This window comes from Dietzia sp. B32, from assembly GCF_024732245.1.
GTDB lineage: Bacteria > Actinomycetota > Actinomycetes > Mycobacteriales > Mycobacteriaceae > Dietzia.
The window spans coordinates 2,182,500-2,200,006 of sequence record NZ_CP093845.1; the positions used below are offsets into that span (position 1 = coordinate 2,182,500).

Annotated in this window: 15 protein-coding genes and 2 pseudogenes; 8 read left to right on the plus strand and 9 right to left on the minus strand. The window is 70.1% G+C overall.

Going from position 1 to position 17,507, the window contains the following annotated elements:
* Positions 1-21: 21 nt before the first annotated feature.
* Entirely contained in the window at positions 22-1,239 is a 1,218-nt protein-coding gene (locus L8M95_RS10400; RefSeq protein WP_260486072.1) for an acetyl-CoA C-acetyltransferase, read from the minus strand.
* A gap of 97 nt (positions 1,240-1,336) precedes the next feature.
* Between L8M95_RS10400 and L8M95_RS17600 the strand changes: the two are divergent.
* Positions 1,337-1,597, plus strand: a pseudogene (locus L8M95_RS17600) (TetR/AcrR family transcriptional regulator); the annotation flags it as partial.
* A 519-nt stretch (positions 1,598-2,116) separates the two neighbouring features.
* Positions 2,117-2,671, plus strand: a pseudogene (locus L8M95_RS17605) (TetR/AcrR family transcriptional regulator); the annotation flags it as partial.
* A 15-nt stretch (positions 2,672-2,686) separates the two neighbouring features.
* Here L8M95_RS17605 and L8M95_RS10410 read toward each other — a convergent pair.
* On the minus strand, positions 2,687-3,769 hold the full coding sequence (locus L8M95_RS10410; protein WP_260486074.1) for an oxygenase MpaB family protein: 1,083 nt from the start codon (positions 3,767-3,769) through the stop codon (positions 2,687-2,689).
* A gap of 6 nt (positions 3,770-3,775) precedes the next feature.
* On the minus strand, positions 3,776-5,272 hold the full coding sequence (locus L8M95_RS10415; protein WP_260486075.1) for an aldehyde dehydrogenase family protein: 1,497 nt from the start codon (positions 5,270-5,272) through the stop codon (positions 3,776-3,778).
* Between the two features lie 136 nt (positions 5,273-5,408).
* On the opposite strand from L8M95_RS10415, the gene L8M95_RS10420 reads away from it, so the two are divergent.
* The 3 genes from L8M95_RS10420 (at position 5,409) to L8M95_RS10430 (ending at position 7,892) form a co-directional block, all read left to right on the plus strand.
* The gene (locus L8M95_RS10420; RefSeq protein ID WP_260486076.1) at positions 5,409-6,551 is read left to right on the plus strand and encodes an acyl-CoA dehydrogenase family protein; all 1,143 of its coding nucleotides are present in this window, start codon (positions 5,409-5,411) and stop codon (positions 6,549-6,551) included.
* Positions 6,548-7,015, plus strand: coding sequence for a DUF4334 domain-containing protein (locus tag L8M95_RS10425; protein ID WP_260486077.1), 468 nt, complete (start codon positions 6,548-6,550; stop codon positions 7,013-7,015). The genes L8M95_RS10420 and L8M95_RS10425 overlap by 4 nt, the downstream gene beginning before the upstream one ends.
* Before the next feature lie 76 nt (positions 7,016-7,091).
* Positions 7,092-7,892 carry an LLM class F420-dependent oxidoreductase gene (locus L8M95_RS10430; RefSeq protein ID WP_260486078.1) on the plus strand — a complete coding sequence of 267 codons (801 nt, stop codon included), beginning with the start codon at positions 7,092-7,094 and terminating at the stop codon, positions 7,890-7,892.
* A 150-nt stretch (positions 7,893-8,042) separates the two neighbouring features.
* Here L8M95_RS10430 and L8M95_RS10435 read toward each other — a convergent pair whose 3' ends face one another.
* The 5 genes from L8M95_RS10435 to L8M95_RS10455 all read right to left on the minus strand — a co-directional run bounded on the left by L8M95_RS10435 (position 8,043) and on the right by L8M95_RS10455 (position 12,924).
* The gene (locus L8M95_RS10435) at positions 8,043-8,267 is read right to left on the minus strand and encodes a hypothetical protein (RefSeq protein WP_007627187.1); all 225 of its coding nucleotides are present in this window, start codon (positions 8,265-8,267) and stop codon (positions 8,043-8,045) included.
* Between the two features lie 6 nt (positions 8,268-8,273).
* The gene (locus tag L8M95_RS10440) at positions 8,274-9,182 is read right to left on the minus strand and encodes a carbohydrate ABC transporter permease (RefSeq protein ID WP_260489226.1); all 909 of its coding nucleotides are present in this window, start codon (positions 9,180-9,182) and stop codon (positions 8,274-8,276) included.
* A gap of 35 nt (positions 9,183-9,217) precedes the next feature.
* Entirely contained in the window at positions 9,218-10,207 is a 990-nt protein-coding gene (locus L8M95_RS10445) for a carbohydrate ABC transporter permease (RefSeq protein ID WP_182608842.1), read from the minus strand.
* Positions 10,208-10,342: 135 nt separating this feature from the next.
* Positions 10,343-11,611 (minus strand): ABC transporter substrate-binding protein, encoded by a 1,269-nt coding sequence (locus L8M95_RS10450; RefSeq protein ID WP_260486079.1) that lies wholly within the window; start codon positions 11,609-11,611, stop codon positions 10,343-10,345.
* A gap of 257 nt (positions 11,612-11,868) precedes the next feature.
* Positions 11,869-12,924: an ABC transporter ATP-binding protein gene (locus L8M95_RS10455; protein WP_260489227.1), complete on the minus strand. Its 1,056-nt coding sequence runs from the start codon at positions 12,922-12,924 to the stop codon at positions 11,869-11,871.
* Positions 12,925-13,127: 203 nt separating this feature from the next.
* On the opposite strand from L8M95_RS10455, the gene L8M95_RS10460 reads away from it, so the two are divergent.
* Positions 13,128-15,272: a PhoX family phosphatase gene (locus tag L8M95_RS10460; protein ID WP_260486080.1), complete on the plus strand. Its 2,145-nt coding sequence runs from the start codon at positions 13,128-13,130 to the stop codon at positions 15,270-15,272.
* A 19-nt stretch (positions 15,273-15,291) separates the two neighbouring features.
* On the opposite strand, the gene L8M95_RS10465 is transcribed toward L8M95_RS10460, so the two are convergent.
* Positions 15,292-16,104 (minus strand): alpha/beta fold hydrolase, encoded by an 813-nt coding sequence (locus L8M95_RS10465; RefSeq protein ID WP_260486081.1) that lies wholly within the window; start codon positions 16,102-16,104, stop codon positions 15,292-15,294.
* Between the two features lie 112 nt (positions 16,105-16,216).
* On the opposite strand from L8M95_RS10465, the gene L8M95_RS10470 reads away from it, so the two are divergent.
* The gene (locus tag L8M95_RS10470; RefSeq protein ID WP_260486082.1) at positions 16,217-16,756 is read left to right on the plus strand and encodes a MarR family winged helix-turn-helix transcriptional regulator; all 540 of its coding nucleotides are present in this window, start codon (positions 16,217-16,219) and stop codon (positions 16,754-16,756) included.
* Between the two features lie 68 nt (positions 16,757-16,824).
* Positions 16,825-17,499, plus strand: a complete 675-nt coding sequence (locus tag L8M95_RS10475; RefSeq protein WP_260486084.1) for an SDR family oxidoreductase — start codon at positions 16,825-16,827, stop codon at positions 17,497-17,499.
* Positions 17,500-17,507: the final 8 nt, after the last annotated feature.

Sequence of the window (17,507 nt, forward strand, 5' to 3'; positions counted from 1 at the left end):
GCTTGAGGCCGGCGGCTGGTCTTACAGGCGTTCGATGATCGTGGCGATACCCATCCCGGCACCCACGCAGAGAGTGGCCAGGGCGTAGCGGGCGTCGCGGCGTTCCAACTCGTCCAGGGCGGTGCCGAGGATCATCGCGCCGGTGGCGCCGAGGGGGTGGCCCATGGCGATCGCGCCGCCGTTGACGTTGATCTTGTCCATCGGGACGTCGAGGTCCTTGGCGAACTTCATGGGCACGGCGGCGAACGCCTCGTTGACCTCGAACAGGTCGATGTCGTCGACCGTCAGTCCCGCCTTGGCCAGCGCCTTGCGCGCGGCGGGCGTGGGGCCGGTGAGCATGATCGTGGGTTCGGATCCGACCACCGCGGCGGAGACGATCCGGGCGCGCGGCGTCAGGCCGCCCCGCTCGCCCGCCTCGGCGTTGCCGATGAGCAGGGCGGTGGCGCCGTCGACGATGCCGGAGGAGTTGCCGGCGTGGTGGACGTGGTCGATCCTCTCCACCCAGTGGTACTTCTGCAGCGCGACGGCGTCGAACCCGGCCTGCTCGCCGAGGGCGGCGAAGGAGGGCTTCAGGGCGGCGAGGTCATCGGCGGTGGTGCCGCGGCGAATGTGCTCGTCGTGGTCGAGGACGACCTGCCCCGCCAGGTCGACCACCGGGACGACCGACCGGGAGAACCGGCCGTCCTCCCACGCGGCCGATGCCAGTTCCTGGGAACGCTGCGCGAACTCGTCGACGTCCCGGCGGGAGAAGCCCTCGAGGGTGGCGATGAGGTCGGCGCCGATGCCCTGGGGGACGAAGGAGGTCTCGTAGTTGACCCGGGGGTTCTGCGCCCACGCCCCGCCGTCGGAGCCCATCGGCACCCGGGACATCGACTCCACGCCGCCGGCGATCACGAGGTCCTCCCAACCGGCGCGGACCTTCTGCGCGGCCAGGTTGACCGCCTCCAGGCCCGAGGCGCAGAAGCGGTTCTCCTGCACCCCGGCCACCGTCTCCGGCAGGCCCGCCGCGATCGCGGCGATCCGCGGCAGCACCGCGCCCTGCTCGCCGACGGGGCCGACGATGCCCATGACCACGTCCTCGATCTGCGCGGGGTCGAGGTCGGCGTTCCGCTCGACGAGCGACCGCAGTACGCCGACGGCGAGGTCGATCGGGGCGACGCTGTAGAGCGAACCGCTGGACTTTCCCCGTCCGCGTGGCGTACGCACCGCGTCGTAGATGTAGGCCTCGGGCACTGACATGGGTGGGTGATCCCTTCCGCGTTCGACCACGTTCCGCGCCGTCGACGTGACGCGTCTCGTGGATCCGATCACATATATCTGTGAATTCGGGTTTACTATGGCCACTGTAACCGGTGTTGTCAAGATCACACCTTGTTCCGCCGAACCCGGAAGCCGAGACCACGTGACCCCCACCCACGCGCAGGCCGCGCGCCCCCTCCAGGCCCCGCCGCCGGGGTCCCGACGTGCAGAGATAGCGCTGGTGGCGGGCGAGGAGTTCACCCGGCGCGGCTACCACTCCACGCGCGTGGAGCACATCGCCGATCGGCTGGAGGTGACGCCCGGGGCGCTGTACCGGCACGTGCCCGGCAAGTACGAGATGTTCCGGGACGCCGTCGCGATCCTCATCTCAGAGCTCGAGTCCGCCACCGGAGGCGCGCCCGTCACGGGTGGCGATCGGACGGACGTCGACGAGGAGGACGCACTGCGGCACGTGGTGGAGTCGGTCACGCTGACCACGCTCACCCACCGTTCACGGGCGTCGCTGTACCGCTGGCAACTGCGGTACCTCAGCCCGGAGGACCGCGCCGCGGTGGTCGCCGCCGACGCCCGCGTGCGCGGCCGGGTCGCCGACGCCGTCCGGGGACGACGACGAGGAGGACCCACGGCGGGCGCGGGTTCGGCGGCCGGGGCGATCCTGTCGTGCATCGCCTCGCTGGGGCACCACCGGATCGAGATCACCGGGCCCGACGCCGTGACGCTGATGACCTCGATCGCCGACGACCTCGCGCTGTGCATTCCGCAGCGACGCCGGCAACCCGACACTGCGGCGAGGACAGGACCCCCCGGTGCGGCACCGGGGTCGATCCGGCTGCGGGGCGGCGCCGCGACCCGGGAGGGCGCCATCAGCGCCGCCATCGAGCTCTTCCATTCCACCGGGTACGACGGGGTGACGATGGAGGCGATCGGCGCGGATGTGGGGGTTGCCGCGTCGGCGCTGTACCGGCACTTTCCGGGCAAGGCCGCTCTGCTCACCGCGGCGGTGGACAGGACAGCCGGGCTGGTCGGGGACCTCCTGGACCGGCACGCCGCCTGGCACGGCGCGGGCACGGATCCGGCCGGGTCCCTGGTCGACCTGCTGGACCAGTACATCGGCATCGCGTTCTCCCACGGCCCCGAACTGATGCTGTACCACTCCGAACTGGGCAGTCTGGCCACCGAGGACCGGCGCCGGATCCAGCGGGCCCAGCGCGCCCAGCTCGACCGGTGGGCGAACCTGGTGAACGAGGCCTCCCGCGCGCACGGGGGAACCCCGCCGGACGAGGTGACCGCCCGGCTCCGGGTGCACGCCGCGCTGTCGGTGGTCCTCGACGGCGGCTGGGGGACGGGCTTCGACCCGGCTGCGACCGCCAGGCTCGGCGAGTTGGCCCGGACACTGCTGCTCCCCCGCTGAGCCGGCCGCGGCGGGTCAGGCGGCTCCGGTGGCCCCGGCTGCCGGGGCGTGCGCGACCGGGCAGGCGCCCTTCCGGTCCCGCGGCTGGATCGGGCAGGCCCCCAGATCCGCCGGACGGTAGCCCTCCGGGTACCCGGGGTACGTCCGGTTCTCGGTCGCACGGGCCCCGAGCTCCCGGCGACGGACGGGCAGCCAGCGCACCACCCTGGACCGCATCCGCAGTGCCGCGTAGGCGGCGTCCCGGAACGCCGGCGGCTGCCACGGGAAGCCGAAGGCGCGGGTCATGTCGTCGTCGATCAGCGACCGCACGACCTTGCGGACCACCGGCCGGACCGGCGCGGGATACCAGGAACACATCAGGTCGAGCGTGTACGTGCCGATCAGCTCGTTGTTCCGGTCGTAGCGCATGGTGCGGGCCTCGTAGTCGTCCCGCCAGCGCCGGAACTCCCCGATGTCCTCCGGGATCCCCGAGATCTTCATCCGTTCCCCGACGGCGCGGTAGAAGTGGAACGCCGCGAGTCGCTCGTTCGGATGCAGACGCCGCCAGCCGTTCGCATCGATCCACTCGAGCGGCTCGTAGATGAACGTCGACAGCACGTACAGCATGTCGTCATTGGTGATCTCGTACATCGCGTGCTGACGGTTGATGACCCGCAGCGCCTCCTTGCCGCGGGGCGAGTCGTACCCGTGCTCCACCAGCTCCACCATGAGCAGCGCGGTGTCGTCGTACCGCTTCTGCGGGTGGTCGCGGAAATTCCCCGCCTGCTCCAGGACCGCCGACACCGACGGGATGCAGTAGGTCCGGTACAGCGCCAGCTCGAGCGCCCGCTGGTAGTCCCAGGGGAACTCGTACGTCGAGGTGATGCGGTGGATCTCCTCCGCATCCGACACCGGGTCCAGAGTGTCGATGAGGTCGCGCCAGTACCAACGACCGGGCCTGAGCGGGACCCCCGCCGTGAGCGGGTGCTCGACGGCGGAGTCGGTGACGAGGTCGGCCGGGACGGGTCCGAACACCCCGGGTACGGCGGGCCGGTCGGTGACCGTGGACCTCGTCGTCGTCGTCTTCTCCGGGGTTCTCTCAGCGGAGGTGGCGGTCATCCCACATCACATCTTTCCCTGGACGTTGGCGAGCATCCACTTGACGATCTTGATGTCGCGCGGCTTGCGGGTCATGGTCATGAGGTTGAGCGGGGCCGCGAACTTCTGCGCGGTGATGGCCTTGGGGCGGGCGAACTCACGCAGCCCGTCGGCGCCGTGGATGCGGCCGAAGCCCGAGTCACCCGAGCCGCCGAACGGCAGGGACGGGATGCCGGCAAAGGCGAGGAACGAGTTGATGGACACCATGCCCACGTCGAGCTTCTCCGCCAGGGCCAGTCCCCGCTTCTTGTTGCCCGTGAAGATCGAGCCGCCGAGCCCGTAGCGGCTGGCGTTGGCCTTCTCGACGGCCTCCTCCAGGTCCGCGACCCGGTTGATCACCACGGTCGGGCCGAAGGTCTCCTCGGTGACCGCGGAGGAGTCCTCGGGGACGTCCACCAGGACGATCGGCTCGACGATCTTCTCACCGACGGACTCCTCACCGCCGAGGACGGCCTTGCCACCCTTGGCGAGTGCGTCCTTGACGTGCCTGCGGACGATGTCGACCTGCGCCGGCAACGTCATCGGGCCGTAGCTGGAGGAGGTCGAATTCCCCGGGGTCAGCGCACGGACTTTGGCCGTGAACTTCTGGACGAACGCGTCGTGGACATCGGAGTGGACGTAGATCCGCTCGACACCCGCGCAGGTCTGGCCCGCGTTGCCCATGGCACCGAAGACCGCCTGGTCGGCGGCCGCGTCGAGGTCCGCGTCCGAGTCGACGAGCAGGGCGTCCTTGCCGCCGCCCTCGATGACGACCGGCGTGAGCGTCTCCGCGCAGGCGGCCATGACCTTGCGGCCCGTCGCCGCGGAACCGGTGAACGCGAGCTTGTCCACGCCGGCCCTGCACAGGGCGTTACCGGTGGAACCGTCCCCGGTGATGGTCTGGATGAGCGGCTGGGAGGCACCGAGCGAGTCCCACACCTCGGCCAGCCAGACGCCGACACCCGGGGTGAGCTCGCTGGGCTTGAACACGACCGCGTTGCCGGCGGCCATGGCATACGACAAAGTGCCCATCGGGGTGAAGACCGGGTAGTTCCACGGGCCGATCGCGCCGACCACACCGTAGGGCTGGTACTCGACGTACGCCGCCTGGTTGCTCATGAGCAGCCCCGCCGAGACGGGGCGGCGACGTAGGACCTTGTCCGCGTTCTTGGCCGCCCACTCCAGATGGCTCACGGCGAGCATGACCTCGAGCGTCGCGTCCTCGTCCGGCTTACCGGTCTCGGCGGAGATCAGCGACGCGAGCTCCTGGGCCCTCGACGAGATCGCCCGCTTGTACTCCAGCAGCCACTCGCGGCGGCCCCGCGGACCCTGCTTGGCCCACCAGCGGGCGGCGGCGCGCGCACGCTCCACGGCTAGGGCGACCTCCTCCGGCCCGGCGATCGGGTACTCGGCGAGGACGGTGCCGTCGCGGGGGTCCACGCTCGCGAACGTGGGTCCGGTCTTGCTGGGCTCGGTGGTCGTCATCTGAGGTCCTCTCGTTTCCGATCACATATATTTGATGTAGCGTACCGTGATACGGGCCACAGTAGTCCAGTGTGCACGCAACCGACACCCCGTGACCGATACCGGGACAACCACCCACAGAAAACCGAGGCGAGAAGTGTTCGACATCCTCACCGAAGAGCAGCGTGACTTCGCCCGATCGATCGATGATTTCTGCGCGCGCGAGGTCGGCAGCGTCGAGAAGCGGCGCGAGCTCACCACCGAGGGCGGCACCCACTCGCCGCACATCTACGCCAAGATGGCCGAGCTCGGGTGGCTGGGACTCACCGTCCCCGAGGAGTACGGCGGCTCCGACGCCGGCGCCGTCGAACTGTGCCTCCTCCTCGAGCACTCCCTGCGCGGTCTGACCCCCATCGGAGGCATCGGCCCCACCCTCATCACGGCCGCCGCGTACCAGAAGTTCGGGACCGAGGAGCAGCGCAGGCGCGCCCTCGAGCTGGTCGTGAACGGCGGCACCCTGTCCATCTCGATGTCCGAGCCGGGTGCCGGGTCCGACGTCGCCGCCCTGCGCTGCAAGGCCGAGCGCGACGGCGACGACTGGGTGATCAACGGCCAGAAGACCTGGTGCTCCAACGCGCACTTCGCCGACCGCATCCTGCTCGTGGCCCGCACCGACTCGTCGGGCAAGAAACACGAGGGCATCACGATGTTCGACGTGCCCGCCGACATCGCGGGCCTGCAGATCACCGGGATCGAGACCATGGGCGGCAAAGAGGTCAACGACCTCTACTTCACCGACGTCCGCCTGCCCGCCGACTCCGTGATCGGCGAGGTCGGCGGCGGGTGGAAGCAGCTCATGACCGGCCTCAACACGGAGCGCCTCATCCTCGCCGCCATGCAACTCGGCGTGGCCCAGCGGGCGTTCGACGACTGCCTGACCTTCATCAAGGAGCGCGAGCAGTTCGGCCGGCCCGTCGGGTCCTTCCAGGTGCTGCGCCACCGGATGGCCGACCTCGCCACCGAGATCGAGGCCACGCGGCTGCTCGTCTACGCGGTGGCCAGGAAGGTCGACGACGCCGACCCCACGGCTCTGTTCCCCCGCGAGGCGTCCATGGCCAAGCTCAAGGCCTCCGAGCTGAGCAAGCGCGTGACCCTGGAGTGCATGCAGTCCATGGGCGGGTACGGATACGCCACCGAGTACGGCATGGAGCGCCTGGTGCGCCAGGCGGTGGTCTCCACCATCTACGGCGGCACCAACGAGGTGCAGCGCGACATCATCGGCAAGACGCTCGGACTGTGAGCGCCGCCGCGCGCGAGCTCGAGCTCATCCTGGCGCTCGACACGGTCCCCTCGGTCCGGATCTCCGCACTGTGGGACTCCCTCGAGCCCGCGCGGGTCGACGACATCACGGGCAGCCGCTGGAGGGGCACCGGCCTGGACACCGGGCATCCCATGTTCGGCATGCTCGGGCAGATGCGCTGGTGGGGCAAGGACTTCACCGAGGCCCGCAAGGTGGACCCGATCCTCGTCACCGACGACGCCGGTGACGTCGTGCCGGACACCTCAGCGACGGGCGGGGGCGGGGCATCCCTGTGGGAGGTCTCCTTCCGCGGCCGCCCGACCGCCTCCATGGTGTACGACCGTCTGCCGGTGATCGACCACTTCGCCGTCGTCGGCCCCGACACCCTCCTCGCGGTGATGAACGGGCGCGGCACCGTCCACGAGGGCGAGCACTTCTGGTTCGTCCTCGAGCGCCAGCACTGAGCCCCGCTGGCCGGGTGCGCGGGGCGGGTGCGCGGGCCGGGTGCGCGGGGCGGCGCCACGCCCCACAATGGGGCGCATGACCCCCAACCCCGCGCGCCCGGTCCGCATCGCCGTCCAGCTCCAGCCGCAGCACTCGCCCGACTACGGGCTGATCCGGGACGCCATCCGACGCTCGGAGGACGCGGGCGTGGACGTGGTCTTCAACTGGGACCACTTCTTCCCGCTCTACGGCGACCCCGACGGCGCCCACTTCGAGTGCTGGACGATGCTGGCCGCCTGGGCCGAGCAGACCGAGCGCGTGGAGATCGGCGCCCTGGTCACCTGCAACACCTATCGCAATCCCGACCTTCTCGCCGACATGGCCCGGACCGTCGACCACATCTCCGGCGGCCGGTTGATCCTGGGCCTGGGCAGCGGATGGTTCGAGCGGGACTACACCGAATACGGCTACGAGTTCGGCACCAAGGGCTCGCGGCTCGACGACCTCGGGCACTCCCTCGAGCGGATCGAGCAGCGCTTCGCCAGGCTCACCCCCGCTCCGACGCGGGACATCCCCGTGCTGCTGGGCGGCGGCGGCGAGAAGAAGACCCTGCGCCACGTGGCCCGTCACGCCGACATCTGGCATTCGTTCGTGGACGTGGAGACCTACCGCCACAAGTCGGAGGTGCTCGCCGGGCATTGCGCGGACGTGGGGCGCGACCCTGACGAGATCGAGCGGTCGACCGAGATCGGCGGCGCCAGCTCACCCGATGAGGCCAGGCGACTCGCCGAGGACCTGCACGCCGAGGGCGTCACCCTCTTCACGGTCGGGCTCAACGGGCCGGAGTACCCGCTGGACCTGGTCGAATCGCTGGTGGCCTGGCGCGACGGGCGCTGACCCTCGCTCCCGCGATCCGCCCTCCGGCTCGTCATCTGCCCTCCGGCCCCCGCACGCGACTCGCATTCGGGAGGGCGGATCGCGCCGGGGCACCCGACGCGGCCGGAATCTGCAGCGCAAGGCGCGTTCCGAGGGGCGGATCGCGGGCACTCAGCCCCGCTTGACCGCCCTGTCGACCCGGCGCCACGTCCGGTAGGTGTACCACGACGCCACCAGCATGAGCACCAGCACCAGCGAGGCGAAGATCGACGGCCGCCCGGTGAGGATCAGCCCGACCGCATTGACCAGTGCAAGCACCGTGAAGAACCCGACGAACCCGCCGATGACCTCCAGCCGCTGCCGGGCACCCAGGGCGTCCCCGCCGCTACGAGCCACCGTCGGTCAGCTCTTCAGGCCGCCGGCGGTGAGGCCGGAGATGATCCGCCGCTGGAAGATCAGCACCATGACCACCAGCGGCACGGTGACGAGCGCGCCGGCGGCCATGATCGCCGCGTGCGGCGGGAGGTACGGGTTGACGCCGGAGAAGCGGGCGATCGCGACGGTGACGGGCTCGGTCGCGGCGGTGGACAGCTGCTGCGAGAGCACGAACTCGTTCCACGTGATGATGAACGCCAGGATCGCGGTGGTGAACAGCGCCGGCGCGGCGAGCGGCAGGATGATCTTGATGAACGCCTGGCCGCGGGTGGCGCCGTCGACGCGAGCGGCTTCCTCCAGCTCCCACGGCAGGTCGTTGAAGAACGACGTGAGCGTGTAGATGGTCAGCGGCAGCGCGAACGAGATGTTGGGGATGATGAGCGCCTGGTAGGTGCCGATCCAGCCGATGTCGGTGAACAGCTGGAACAGCGGGGTGACCAGCGCGACGCCGGGGAACATCGACGCGGCGAGGATGATCCCGGTGACGAGGAACTTGCCGCGGAAGTCGACCCGGGCGAGGGCGTAGGCGGTGAACACGCCGAACGTCAGCGCCAAGGCCGTCGTGATCGAGCTGATGACCACCGAGTTGATGATCGCGCCCAGGAAGTTGTTGCCGCCGTCCGTGGACAGGGCCTCACGGAAGTTGTCCAACGTGAGGTGCGAGGGCACGGGGCTGGCGGAGAAGATGAACCGGTTGTCGCGGAACGCGGTGACGAGCATCCAGTAGAACGGCGCGAGTCCCCAGACGAGGATGAGCAGTGCCCCGACGTAGGTGCTCGCGGTGCGGCCGAAGGGCTTGCGCGGCGGCTTGATGTCCTGGTCGTCGGGACGCCGATCGGGACCGGGGGTCGACGACGACGAGGAGGGCCGCGGCATCGTCGGCGAGGTGCTCGGTTCAGACACTCGGTCGCTCACCGGATCTCCTCCTTCTTGCCGGTGCGATCTTCCACGACGTTCGCGCCGAGGAATTTCACCATGATGTACGCGACGGCGAAGACCAGCAGGAACACCAGTGTCGATATCGCGGAGGCGCTGTTGAAGTTGCCCATCCTCATCTCGTTGACCACCAGCATCGACACGGTCGCAGTCGGCGAGTTGGAGTTGGCGGAGACGAGGATGACGGGCAGGTCGTACATGCGCAGCGCGTCGAGCGTGCGGAACAGGATCGCCACCATGAGGGCGGGCCGCACCAGCGGCAGGGTGATCCTGGTGAACTGCTGCCAGCGTGAGGCGCCGTCGACGCGGGCCGCCTCGTAGACGTCACCGGGGATCATCTGGAGGCCGGCGAGGATGAGGAGCGCCATGAAGGGCGCGGTCTTCCACACGTCGGCCACGATGATGGCGATCCGGGCGTAGAACGGGTCGGTGGTCCAGGCGATGTTCGTGCCCAGGATGGTGTTGGCGATCCCGTTGGGGGCGAAGATGAACGCCCACAGCTTGGCGGTGACGGCGGTGGGGATCGCCCACGGGACGAGCACGGCGGCCCGCAGCAGGGAGCGACCCCAGATGCTCTTGCCCATGACCACGGCCATGGCGAAACCGAGCACCGTCTCGAGGGAGACCGTGGTGACGGTGAAGAACAGGGTATTGCCCATGGCGGGCCAGAAGTCGACGGACGAGACGCCGGGCGGACAGGTGACGGTGCCGTCCCCGCCGGGCGCCGGACACGCCTGCGTCAGCCAGTAGAGGTAATGCTGGAAGCCGGCGAACCCGCCGTCCGAGAACATTCCGGTCGCCGGGTCGAGACCTCGGTCGGCCATGAAGGACAGGTACACGGCGCGGATGACCGGGTAGCCGATCACCACCGCGAGGATGGCCAGTGCGGGGCCCACCATCCACACCGGCCGCCAGTCGAACTTCTTCTCGACCAGTGGCGCCGGGGACTTCTCGATCGTCGTCATCGCCTCGCTCCTCGCCGGGTTCGTGCCCGCCCACCAGGGAGACCGGTGGGCCCCGGGAACGTTACCCGGGGCCCACCTGCCCTGGTCCGACAACCGTCTGTCATCGGACCGTGTCGATCACTCAGCTGTCGTGGATCACTGAGCCTGTTCGATCGCGGCCGTCATGTCCGTGAGGGCCTGCTGGACGTCCTTCTCCCCACGCAGCGCGGCGAAGGTGTTGTCCTGGATCGCCTTGGACACCGACGGGTAGAACGGCGTGACGGGGCGCGGCTCGGCGTTGTCGAGCGCCGCCTTCAGTGCCGGCATGTACGGGAACTCCTGCTGGAGCGCCTCGTCGTCGTAGATCGAGGACAGCACCGGCGGGAACGACTGCTCGGCGAAGCCCATCTGGACGTCCTCGGAGATGATGAACTCGAGGAACGCGCGCGCGGTCCCCTTGTTCTCCGAGAACACGTTGATCGCGTTGTTGTAGCCACCGAGCGTGGACTGGCCCGCGCCGTCCTTGCCGACGATCGGGGCGACCTGGAACTTGCCCTGGACCTGGGAGGTGGGGTCGGACTGACCCGACTCGTACATGTACGGCCAGTTGTAGGAGTACATGGTCTCGCCGGCGAGGAAGGCCTGTGCGGTCTCCTCCTCGGTGAACGCGTCGGTCTGCGGGGCGATCACGCCGCCCTTGTAGGCGTCGACGAGGGCGGTCAGACCCTCGCGTGCCTGGTCGGTGTCGAGCTCGGGCGTCTTCCCGTCCTCGCCCACGACCTTGCCGCCCCAGCTGTGGATGAACTGGGTGGCGGCGACGGTCAGGCCCTCGTACTGGCTGAGCTGGGTCTGCAGGCAGTCGACGTCCGCACCCTCGGCGGCCTCGCAGGAGGAGACGAGTGCCTCCCAGTTGGCGGGCGCCTCCGGCTGGAGATCGGTGCGGTAGTACAGCAGCTGGGCGTTGGTGTTCTGCGGCACGCCGTAGAGGGTGCCGTTGTAGGTCGCCGAGTCGACGGCGGCCTCGATCAGGCCGGAGGTGTCCACCTCGGTGTCACCCTCGATCGGCTGCAGCCAGCCGTTGGCCGCGAAGTAGGCGGTGTCGGTGACGTCGAGGGCGAAGACGTCGTACTCGCCGCTCTCGGTCTGGAGGGACTGCGTCAGGGTGTCGCGCTGTCCGTCCTGCTCGGCGGGCAGCTCGCGGAGGGTGACCTCCTGGTCGGGGTTCTCCGCGTTCCACTGCTCGATGACGGGGCGGAGCTTGTCGGTGTCGTTGCTGCCCATCGCGAAGGTGATGGGGCCGACGCCGGAGGCGCCGGCCTCCGCCTGCTGGTCGGACTCGTCGCCACCCGATCCACACCCTGCCGATACCAGGGCGACGATGGAGGCGGCCGCCGCCGCCTTGAGGAACCTGCCGTGAACGGCCATGCGCTCTCTCCTACTGTCGTGTCTCGACTCCCCTCGGCGAATACCGACGGGCAGTGGACCGGTGCCGCCTGTGACGCGGGTCTCACTGAGGACCTGCTGAGCGTAACCCACGAGGCGGCGGTGGCGCGGGACCACGTGCGAACATGTGGCCGACGCGCCGTCGCTCCGATGACATGGGGCGTCACGCGAGCGAGGTCACACTTGTCACTCTAGCAACAACAATTGTTGCGGATGTAGCATGCACCGCCCCGCGACCGTCAGCGGAGTCTGAGACCGGTCTCGACGTCGAAGAATCGGACCTCGCCGTCGAGCGCCTCGAGGTACATCGTCTCGCCCTTGCGCGGGTGGTCGCCCGACTCCGCGCGGTACACCACCGGATGCCCGTCACCGGTCGAGCAGTGCAGGTAACTGTCCGCCCCGAGCTCCTCCACCAGGTCGACCGTGACCTCCAACCCGCGCCCGTCCGCGGCCAACCGCAGGTGCTCGGGCCGCACGCCGACGGTGACCCGTGAACCCGATCCCTCGGGCAGCGGCTCGCGGAACCCCTCGAGATCCACCGTGCCGTCGCCGACCGGGGCCTCGAAGAGGTTCATGGACGGGGACCCGATGAAGCCGGCCACGAAGGCGTTGATCGGGTTGTTGTACAGCTCGCGCGGGGTGTCCACCTGCTGGAGCACCCCGTCCTTGAGCACCGCGACGCGGTCACCCATGGTCATGGCCTCGACCTGGTCGTGGGTCACGTAGATCATCGTGGTGTGCAGGTCGCGCTGTAGCTTGGCGATCTGTGCGCGGGTGGCCACACGCAGCTTGGCGTCGAGGTTGGACAGTGGCTCGTCCATGAGGAAGACCTGCGGGTTGCGCACGATCGCCCGTCCCATGGCCACGCGCTGGCGCTGGCCACCGGAGAGCTCCTTGGGTTTGCGGTCGAGGTACGGCACCAGGTCGAGCATCTCCGCCGCGCGGTCGACCCGCTCGGCGATCTCCGTCTTGGAGGCCTTGGCCAGCTTCAGGGCGAAACCCATGTTCTCGCGGACCGTGTAGTGCGGGTACAGCGCGTAGTTCTGGAACACCATCGCGATGTCGCGATCCTTGGGCTCGGTCCCCGTGACGTCCTTGTCGCCGATGAGGATCCGGCCGGCCGCCACGTCCTCCAGGCCGGCGAGGGCGCGCAGCGTCGTGGACTTGCCGCAGCCCGAGGGGCCGACCAGGACGAGGAACTCCCCGTCCGCGATCTCCAGGTCCAGGCGGTCCACGCTGCGACGCGCGGCCCCCGGATAGACGATGGACACGTTCTCGAAGGTCACCGAGGCCATGAGAAGACTTCCCTTCACCGGCAGGAACGTGCCGGACGATCCGAGATAGAGGGCAACACGACGACTGTAGCGGGCCCGGGCGGAGTTCACCGTGGCTGTGCCCAGAGTTCATCCGCGCGTGGTCGGGACGCGGCCGGCCGGTGGTCCGGCGCCCCTAGCGTGCATGCGTCCACTACGACTGTCGACACCTCCAGGAGACCCCGATGTCCGTCCGCCGCCTGCTCCCGATCGCCAGCACCCCGTCGCCGGGGATCTCCAACCGCCAGCACGTGACCTGCGTCTACAAGTGCGGCGACCAGTGCGCCGCACCGGTGCCCAACACCACCGCCAACCCCTACTTCGGCGAGATCGCCACCCAGATCAGCCGCCGCGGGGCGCTCAAGGCCGCGGGGGTCGTGGCGTTGGCCGTGGGGGCCAGCCAGGTACTGCCCGCGACCGCCGCGGCGCAGGGCTCGATCGCCGCCGGCCCGCTCGGCCCCACCGGGTCGACCGGCGGGGCCACCATCGATACGTCGTTCACCCCGGTCGCACCCAACACCGCCGACGCCGTCACGGTCCCGGACGGGTACACCAGTGACGTGGTGATCCGCTGGGGCGACCCCGTGCTGCCGGGGGCGCCGGAGTTCGACTTCGAGAACCAGACCGCCGCGGCGCAGGCCATGCAGTACGGCTTCAACTGCGACCTGGCCGTACTGCTGCCGATGGACGACCGGGACGAGCGTTTCCTGCTCATCGTCAACCACGAGTACTCGACCGAGCCGTCGATGTTCCGCGGGTACGATTCCTCGTCGCCGACCCGCGAGCAGGTCGAGATCGCCTGGGCCGCCCACGGGTTGACCGTCGTCGAGCTGGCCAGCCGCGCCGGCGACGGCGGGCTCGACCCCGTCATGGGCTCGTACAACCGCCGGATCACCGCCACCACCCCGTTCGAGTTGCGCGGCCCCGCCGTCGGTGCCCTGACCCGGACCACTGCGGACCCGACCGGCACGCGCGTGCTGGGCACGCTGAACAACTGCGCCGGCGGGCACACCCCGTGGGGCACCGTGCTGTCCGGCGAGGAGAATTTCAACCAGTACTTCGGCACCGCCGGGACGGTCGCCGACCCGGAGCGACTCGAGGCCCTGCGCCGCTACGGCATCTCCGTCTCCCGCTCGGGACGACGGTGGGAGGATTTCGACCCCCGGTTCGACCTGGCCGCCGAGCCCAACGAGGTCAACCGCTTCGGCTACGTCGTCGAGGTGGATCCCTGGGATCCGGACTCGACCCCGGTCAAGCACTCCGCGATGGGCCGGTTCAAGCACGAGGGCGCCAGCATCCACGTAACCGGGGACGGCACGGTCGTCGCCTATTCCGGCGACGACGAGCGCTTCGACTACCTCTACAAGTTCGTCTCCAGCCGCCGGATCACGCCCGGCACCTCGTCGGCCGCGCGGGCCGAGAACATGAGGATCCTCGACGAGGGCACCCTCTACGTGGCGACGTTCGCCGGCAACTCCCCCGCCGCGGAGATCGACGGCTCCGGGGCGCTGCCCGCCGACGGCGCGTTCGACGGCACCGGCACCTGGATCCCGCTCATGACCGTCGCCGCCGGCGGGAGCGCCGTCTCGCACGTGCCGGGCATGACGGCGGAGCAGGTCGCCGTGTACACCCGCATGGCCGGGGACCGGGTGGGAGCCACCAAGATGGACCGCCCCGAGGACGTCGAGCCCAGCCCGACCACCGGCAAGGTCTACATGGCGCTGACCAACAACACCCGCCGCACGACCGCGGACGTGGACGAGGCCAACCCGCGGCACAACAACAAGCACGGGCAGGTCGTGGAGATCACCGACGACCACGCCGGCACCACCTTCGGGTGGAACCTGCTCCTGGTGTGCGGCGACCCGGCCGAGGCGGACTCGTACTTCGGCGGCTTCGACAAGTCCAAGGTCAGCCCCATCTCCTGTCCGGACAACGTCGCGTTCGACCCCGCCGGCGGGCTGTGGGTGTCCACCGACGGCAACGCGCTCGGCTTCAACGACGGCCTCTACTCGGTGGCCACCGAGGGGCCGAACCGCGGCGAAACCAAGCTGTTCCTCACCGTCCCGATCGGGGCGGAAACCTGCGGTCCGCTGGTGTTCAACGATCGCGCGATCGTCAACGTCCAGCACCCGGGTGAGAAGGACGGCGCGTCGATCGAGAACCCGGCCTCGCACTGGCCCGACGGCGGCACCTCGCAGCCGCGGCCGTCGACCGTGGTCGCGTGGCGCAACGGATTCTCCGGGGGCGCCGGCTCTCTCGGTTCGGGGTCACTCGGCTCGGGGTCACTCGGCTCCGGCTCCCTGACGACGGGCCGGCTCGGGTCCTGACGGCCCGGGGGCCGGGTCGTCAGACCCGGCCCCCGGCCGGCGTGTACGCCAGGCCGCGCTCCGCGCAGGCGATGATCGAGGCGGCGACCCCCTCCGGGTCGTCCGACATCGGCACGTGGCCGTCCGCGCTGATCTCGATCTTCGCCTGTGGGAACAACCGCGTGGCGAGCGCGACCTGGCGCACCGGCAGGACCAGGTCGAACCGGCCCCACCGGATGGTGATCGGCAGGTCCTCGTCGACGGGCGCGGAGAAGAGGAACGCGCGCCGGTCGGCGCGGTCGAGCACGGTGTTGGACACGATCGCCTCGCTGTCGATCGCCGCCGCCTCCGCCGGGTAGCGCCACGGCCGGGCACAGAACACCGCCATCATCACCGCACGTCCGGCGGCCCGCTCGGTCAGCGCGGGGGTGTGGCGACCGAGCTTCGCGGCCGCCCGTCGCAGACTCCGGAAGACGGTGACCGTGTAGCGCCACTCGGCCTGCGATCGGAAGAACCCGGCGGGAGAGAGCGCGGTGACGCTGCTCGCCAACCCCCGCGCACCCAGCTCGAGCGCCAGGAAGCCGCCGAGGGAGTTGCCCGCGATGTGCGGGCGCTCCCCGGCCGGGACGACCTCCTCCAGGAGAGTGACGAGTTCGGTAACGACGTAGTCGAGGACATCCCCGGCGTCGGGCAGGTCCGCGGACTGCCCGTGGCCGGGCAGGTCCACGACCACCACCCGGAACCGATCCGTGAGCAGCGGCACGACCGGATCCCAGGCGTGCGCCCGGTGGCACACGCCGTGGAGCAGGACGATGGTGGGACCGGTCCCGGTGATCTGGTGATACAAACCCATGCCGTCAGTGTCCCCCACCGCGGCGAGGTGACGCCCCACGACTGGCGAATTTGGGCCTAGATTCGGTTCCGCGAGGCTTCCGGGGGAAGCCGGTGTCGAGGGGGCAGGGGTCATGGAGACGACGACGAGCGAACCGGCCATACGGGACGGTGGGCCCGCTTCGGGTCTCGCCGAACAGTTCCGGCCGATCCTGTTGCGCCTGGACCTGCTGGTCCGCAGGCAGAGCACCCAGTACGCCCTGAGTCGCGCGCAGACCTCGATCCTGCACACCCTGGCCTGTCACGGGCGGCTCCGGATGTCGGACCTCGCCCGGCTGGAGAACGTGCGGGTCCCCACCACCAGCAACTCGGTGAGCGTGATCGAGGCCATGGGGTACGTCGAGCGTGAACCCGACGCCTCCGACCGCCGCGGGGTGTGCGTCCGCCTCACCGACCTGGGGCGGGCCCGCATCGAGGAGGTGCTGGCGGACCGGGACCGGGACTTCACCGAGCGCATGGCGCACCTGACCCCCGAACACCGCGACCTGCTCTCCTCGGCGGTGCCCGCTCTCACCGCCCTGCTCGACGCCTTCGACGGCGACCCGGAACCCCAGCCCGACACCCAGCCCGACACCCAGCCCGACACCCGGCCAGACGCGCCGCACCCCGCCTGACCTCGGCCCGTCCGGCCGTCCTCCGCCCGACCCCGGCCCGGTCAGCCGCGCCCCTCTACCCTCGGGGCATGAGCACTGTCCTGATCACCGGCGCCTCCCGCGGGATCGGAGCGGCGACCGCGCGCGAACTGTCCGCCGCCCACGACCTGATCCTCGTGGGTCGGGACGTCGACTCCCTGCAGGCCGTCGCTGCTGACTGCCGCTCAGCGCGGGTGGTGGAGGCCGACCTGACCACCGCCGACGGGGTCGCCCGCGCGGCCCACGACATCGACTCGCTCGACGGCCTCGTCCACAGCGCCGGGGTCGCGGACCTCGGCCGGATCGACGAATCGGACGCCGGGCACTGGCGCCGCGCGTTCGAGGTCAACGTGCTCGCGGTGGTCGAGTTGACCCGGGTGCTGCTCCCGGCGCTACGCGCGGCACGGGGCCACCTCGTCGTCGTCAACTCCGGCGCGGGGATCACCGCCAAGCCCGGCTGGGGCGCCTACAGCGCGTCCAAATTCGCGCTCCGGGCCGTCACCGACACGCTCCGGGGTGAGGAACCCGACCTGCGAGTCACCTCGATCCACCCGGGCCGCGTCGACACCGATATGCAGCGCGCGATCGTCGCCGCCGAGGGTCGCACCTACGACCCGACCGCATTCCTCCGGGCCGAATCGGTGGCCACCGCGGTCCGGAACGCGCTGGAGTCCACTCCGGATTCACATCCCACCGAGGTCGTCCTGCGGCCGCGCCCGCACTGATTCCCCCG

Excerpts from the sequence above, each read along its gene's own strand:
- L8M95_RS10450 (WP_260486079.1), bottom strand. The coding sequence starts at position 11,611 with ATGGCCGTTCACGGCAGGTTCCTCAAGGCGGCGGCGGCCGCCTCCATC.
- L8M95_RS10445 (WP_182608842.1), bottom strand. The coding sequence starts at position 10,207 with ATGACGACGATCGAGAAGTCCCCGGCGCCACTGGTCGAGAAGAAGTTC.
- L8M95_RS10415 (WP_260486075.1), bottom strand. The coding sequence starts at position 5,272 with ATGACGACCACCGAGCCCAGCAAGACCGGACCCACGTTCGCGAGCGTG.
- L8M95_RS10475 (WP_260486084.1), top strand. The coding sequence starts at position 16,825 with ATGAGCACTGTCCTGATCACCGGCGCCTCCCGCGGGATCGGAGCGGCG.
- L8M95_RS10465 (WP_260486081.1), bottom strand. The coding sequence starts at position 16,104 with ATGGGTTTGTATCACCAGATCACCGGGACCGGTCCCACCATCGTCCTG.
- L8M95_RS10460 (WP_260486080.1), top strand. The coding sequence starts at position 13,128 with ATGTCCGTCCGCCGCCTGCTCCCGATCGCCAGCACCCCGTCGCCGGGG.
- L8M95_RS10440 (WP_260489226.1), bottom strand. The coding sequence starts at position 9,182 with ATGCCGCGGCCCTCCTCGTCGTCGTCGACCCCCGGTCCCGATCGGCGT.
- L8M95_RS10410 (WP_260486074.1), bottom strand. The coding sequence starts at position 3,769 with ATGACCGCCACCTCCGCTGAGAGAACCCCGGAGAAGACGACGACGACG.
- L8M95_RS10400 (WP_260486072.1), bottom strand. The coding sequence starts at position 1,239 with ATGTCAGTGCCCGAGGCCTACATCTACGACGCGGTGCGTACGCCACGC.
- L8M95_RS10470 (WP_260486082.1), top strand. The coding sequence starts at position 16,217 with ATGGAGACGACGACGAGCGAACCGGCCATACGGGACGGTGGGCCCGCT.
- L8M95_RS10430 (WP_260486078.1), top strand. The coding sequence starts at position 7,092 with ATGACCCCCAACCCCGCGCGCCCGGTCCGCATCGCCGTCCAGCTCCAG.
- L8M95_RS10455 (WP_260489227.1), bottom strand. The coding sequence starts at position 12,924 with ATGGCCTCGGTGACCTTCGAGAACGTGTCCATCGTCTATCCGGGGGCC.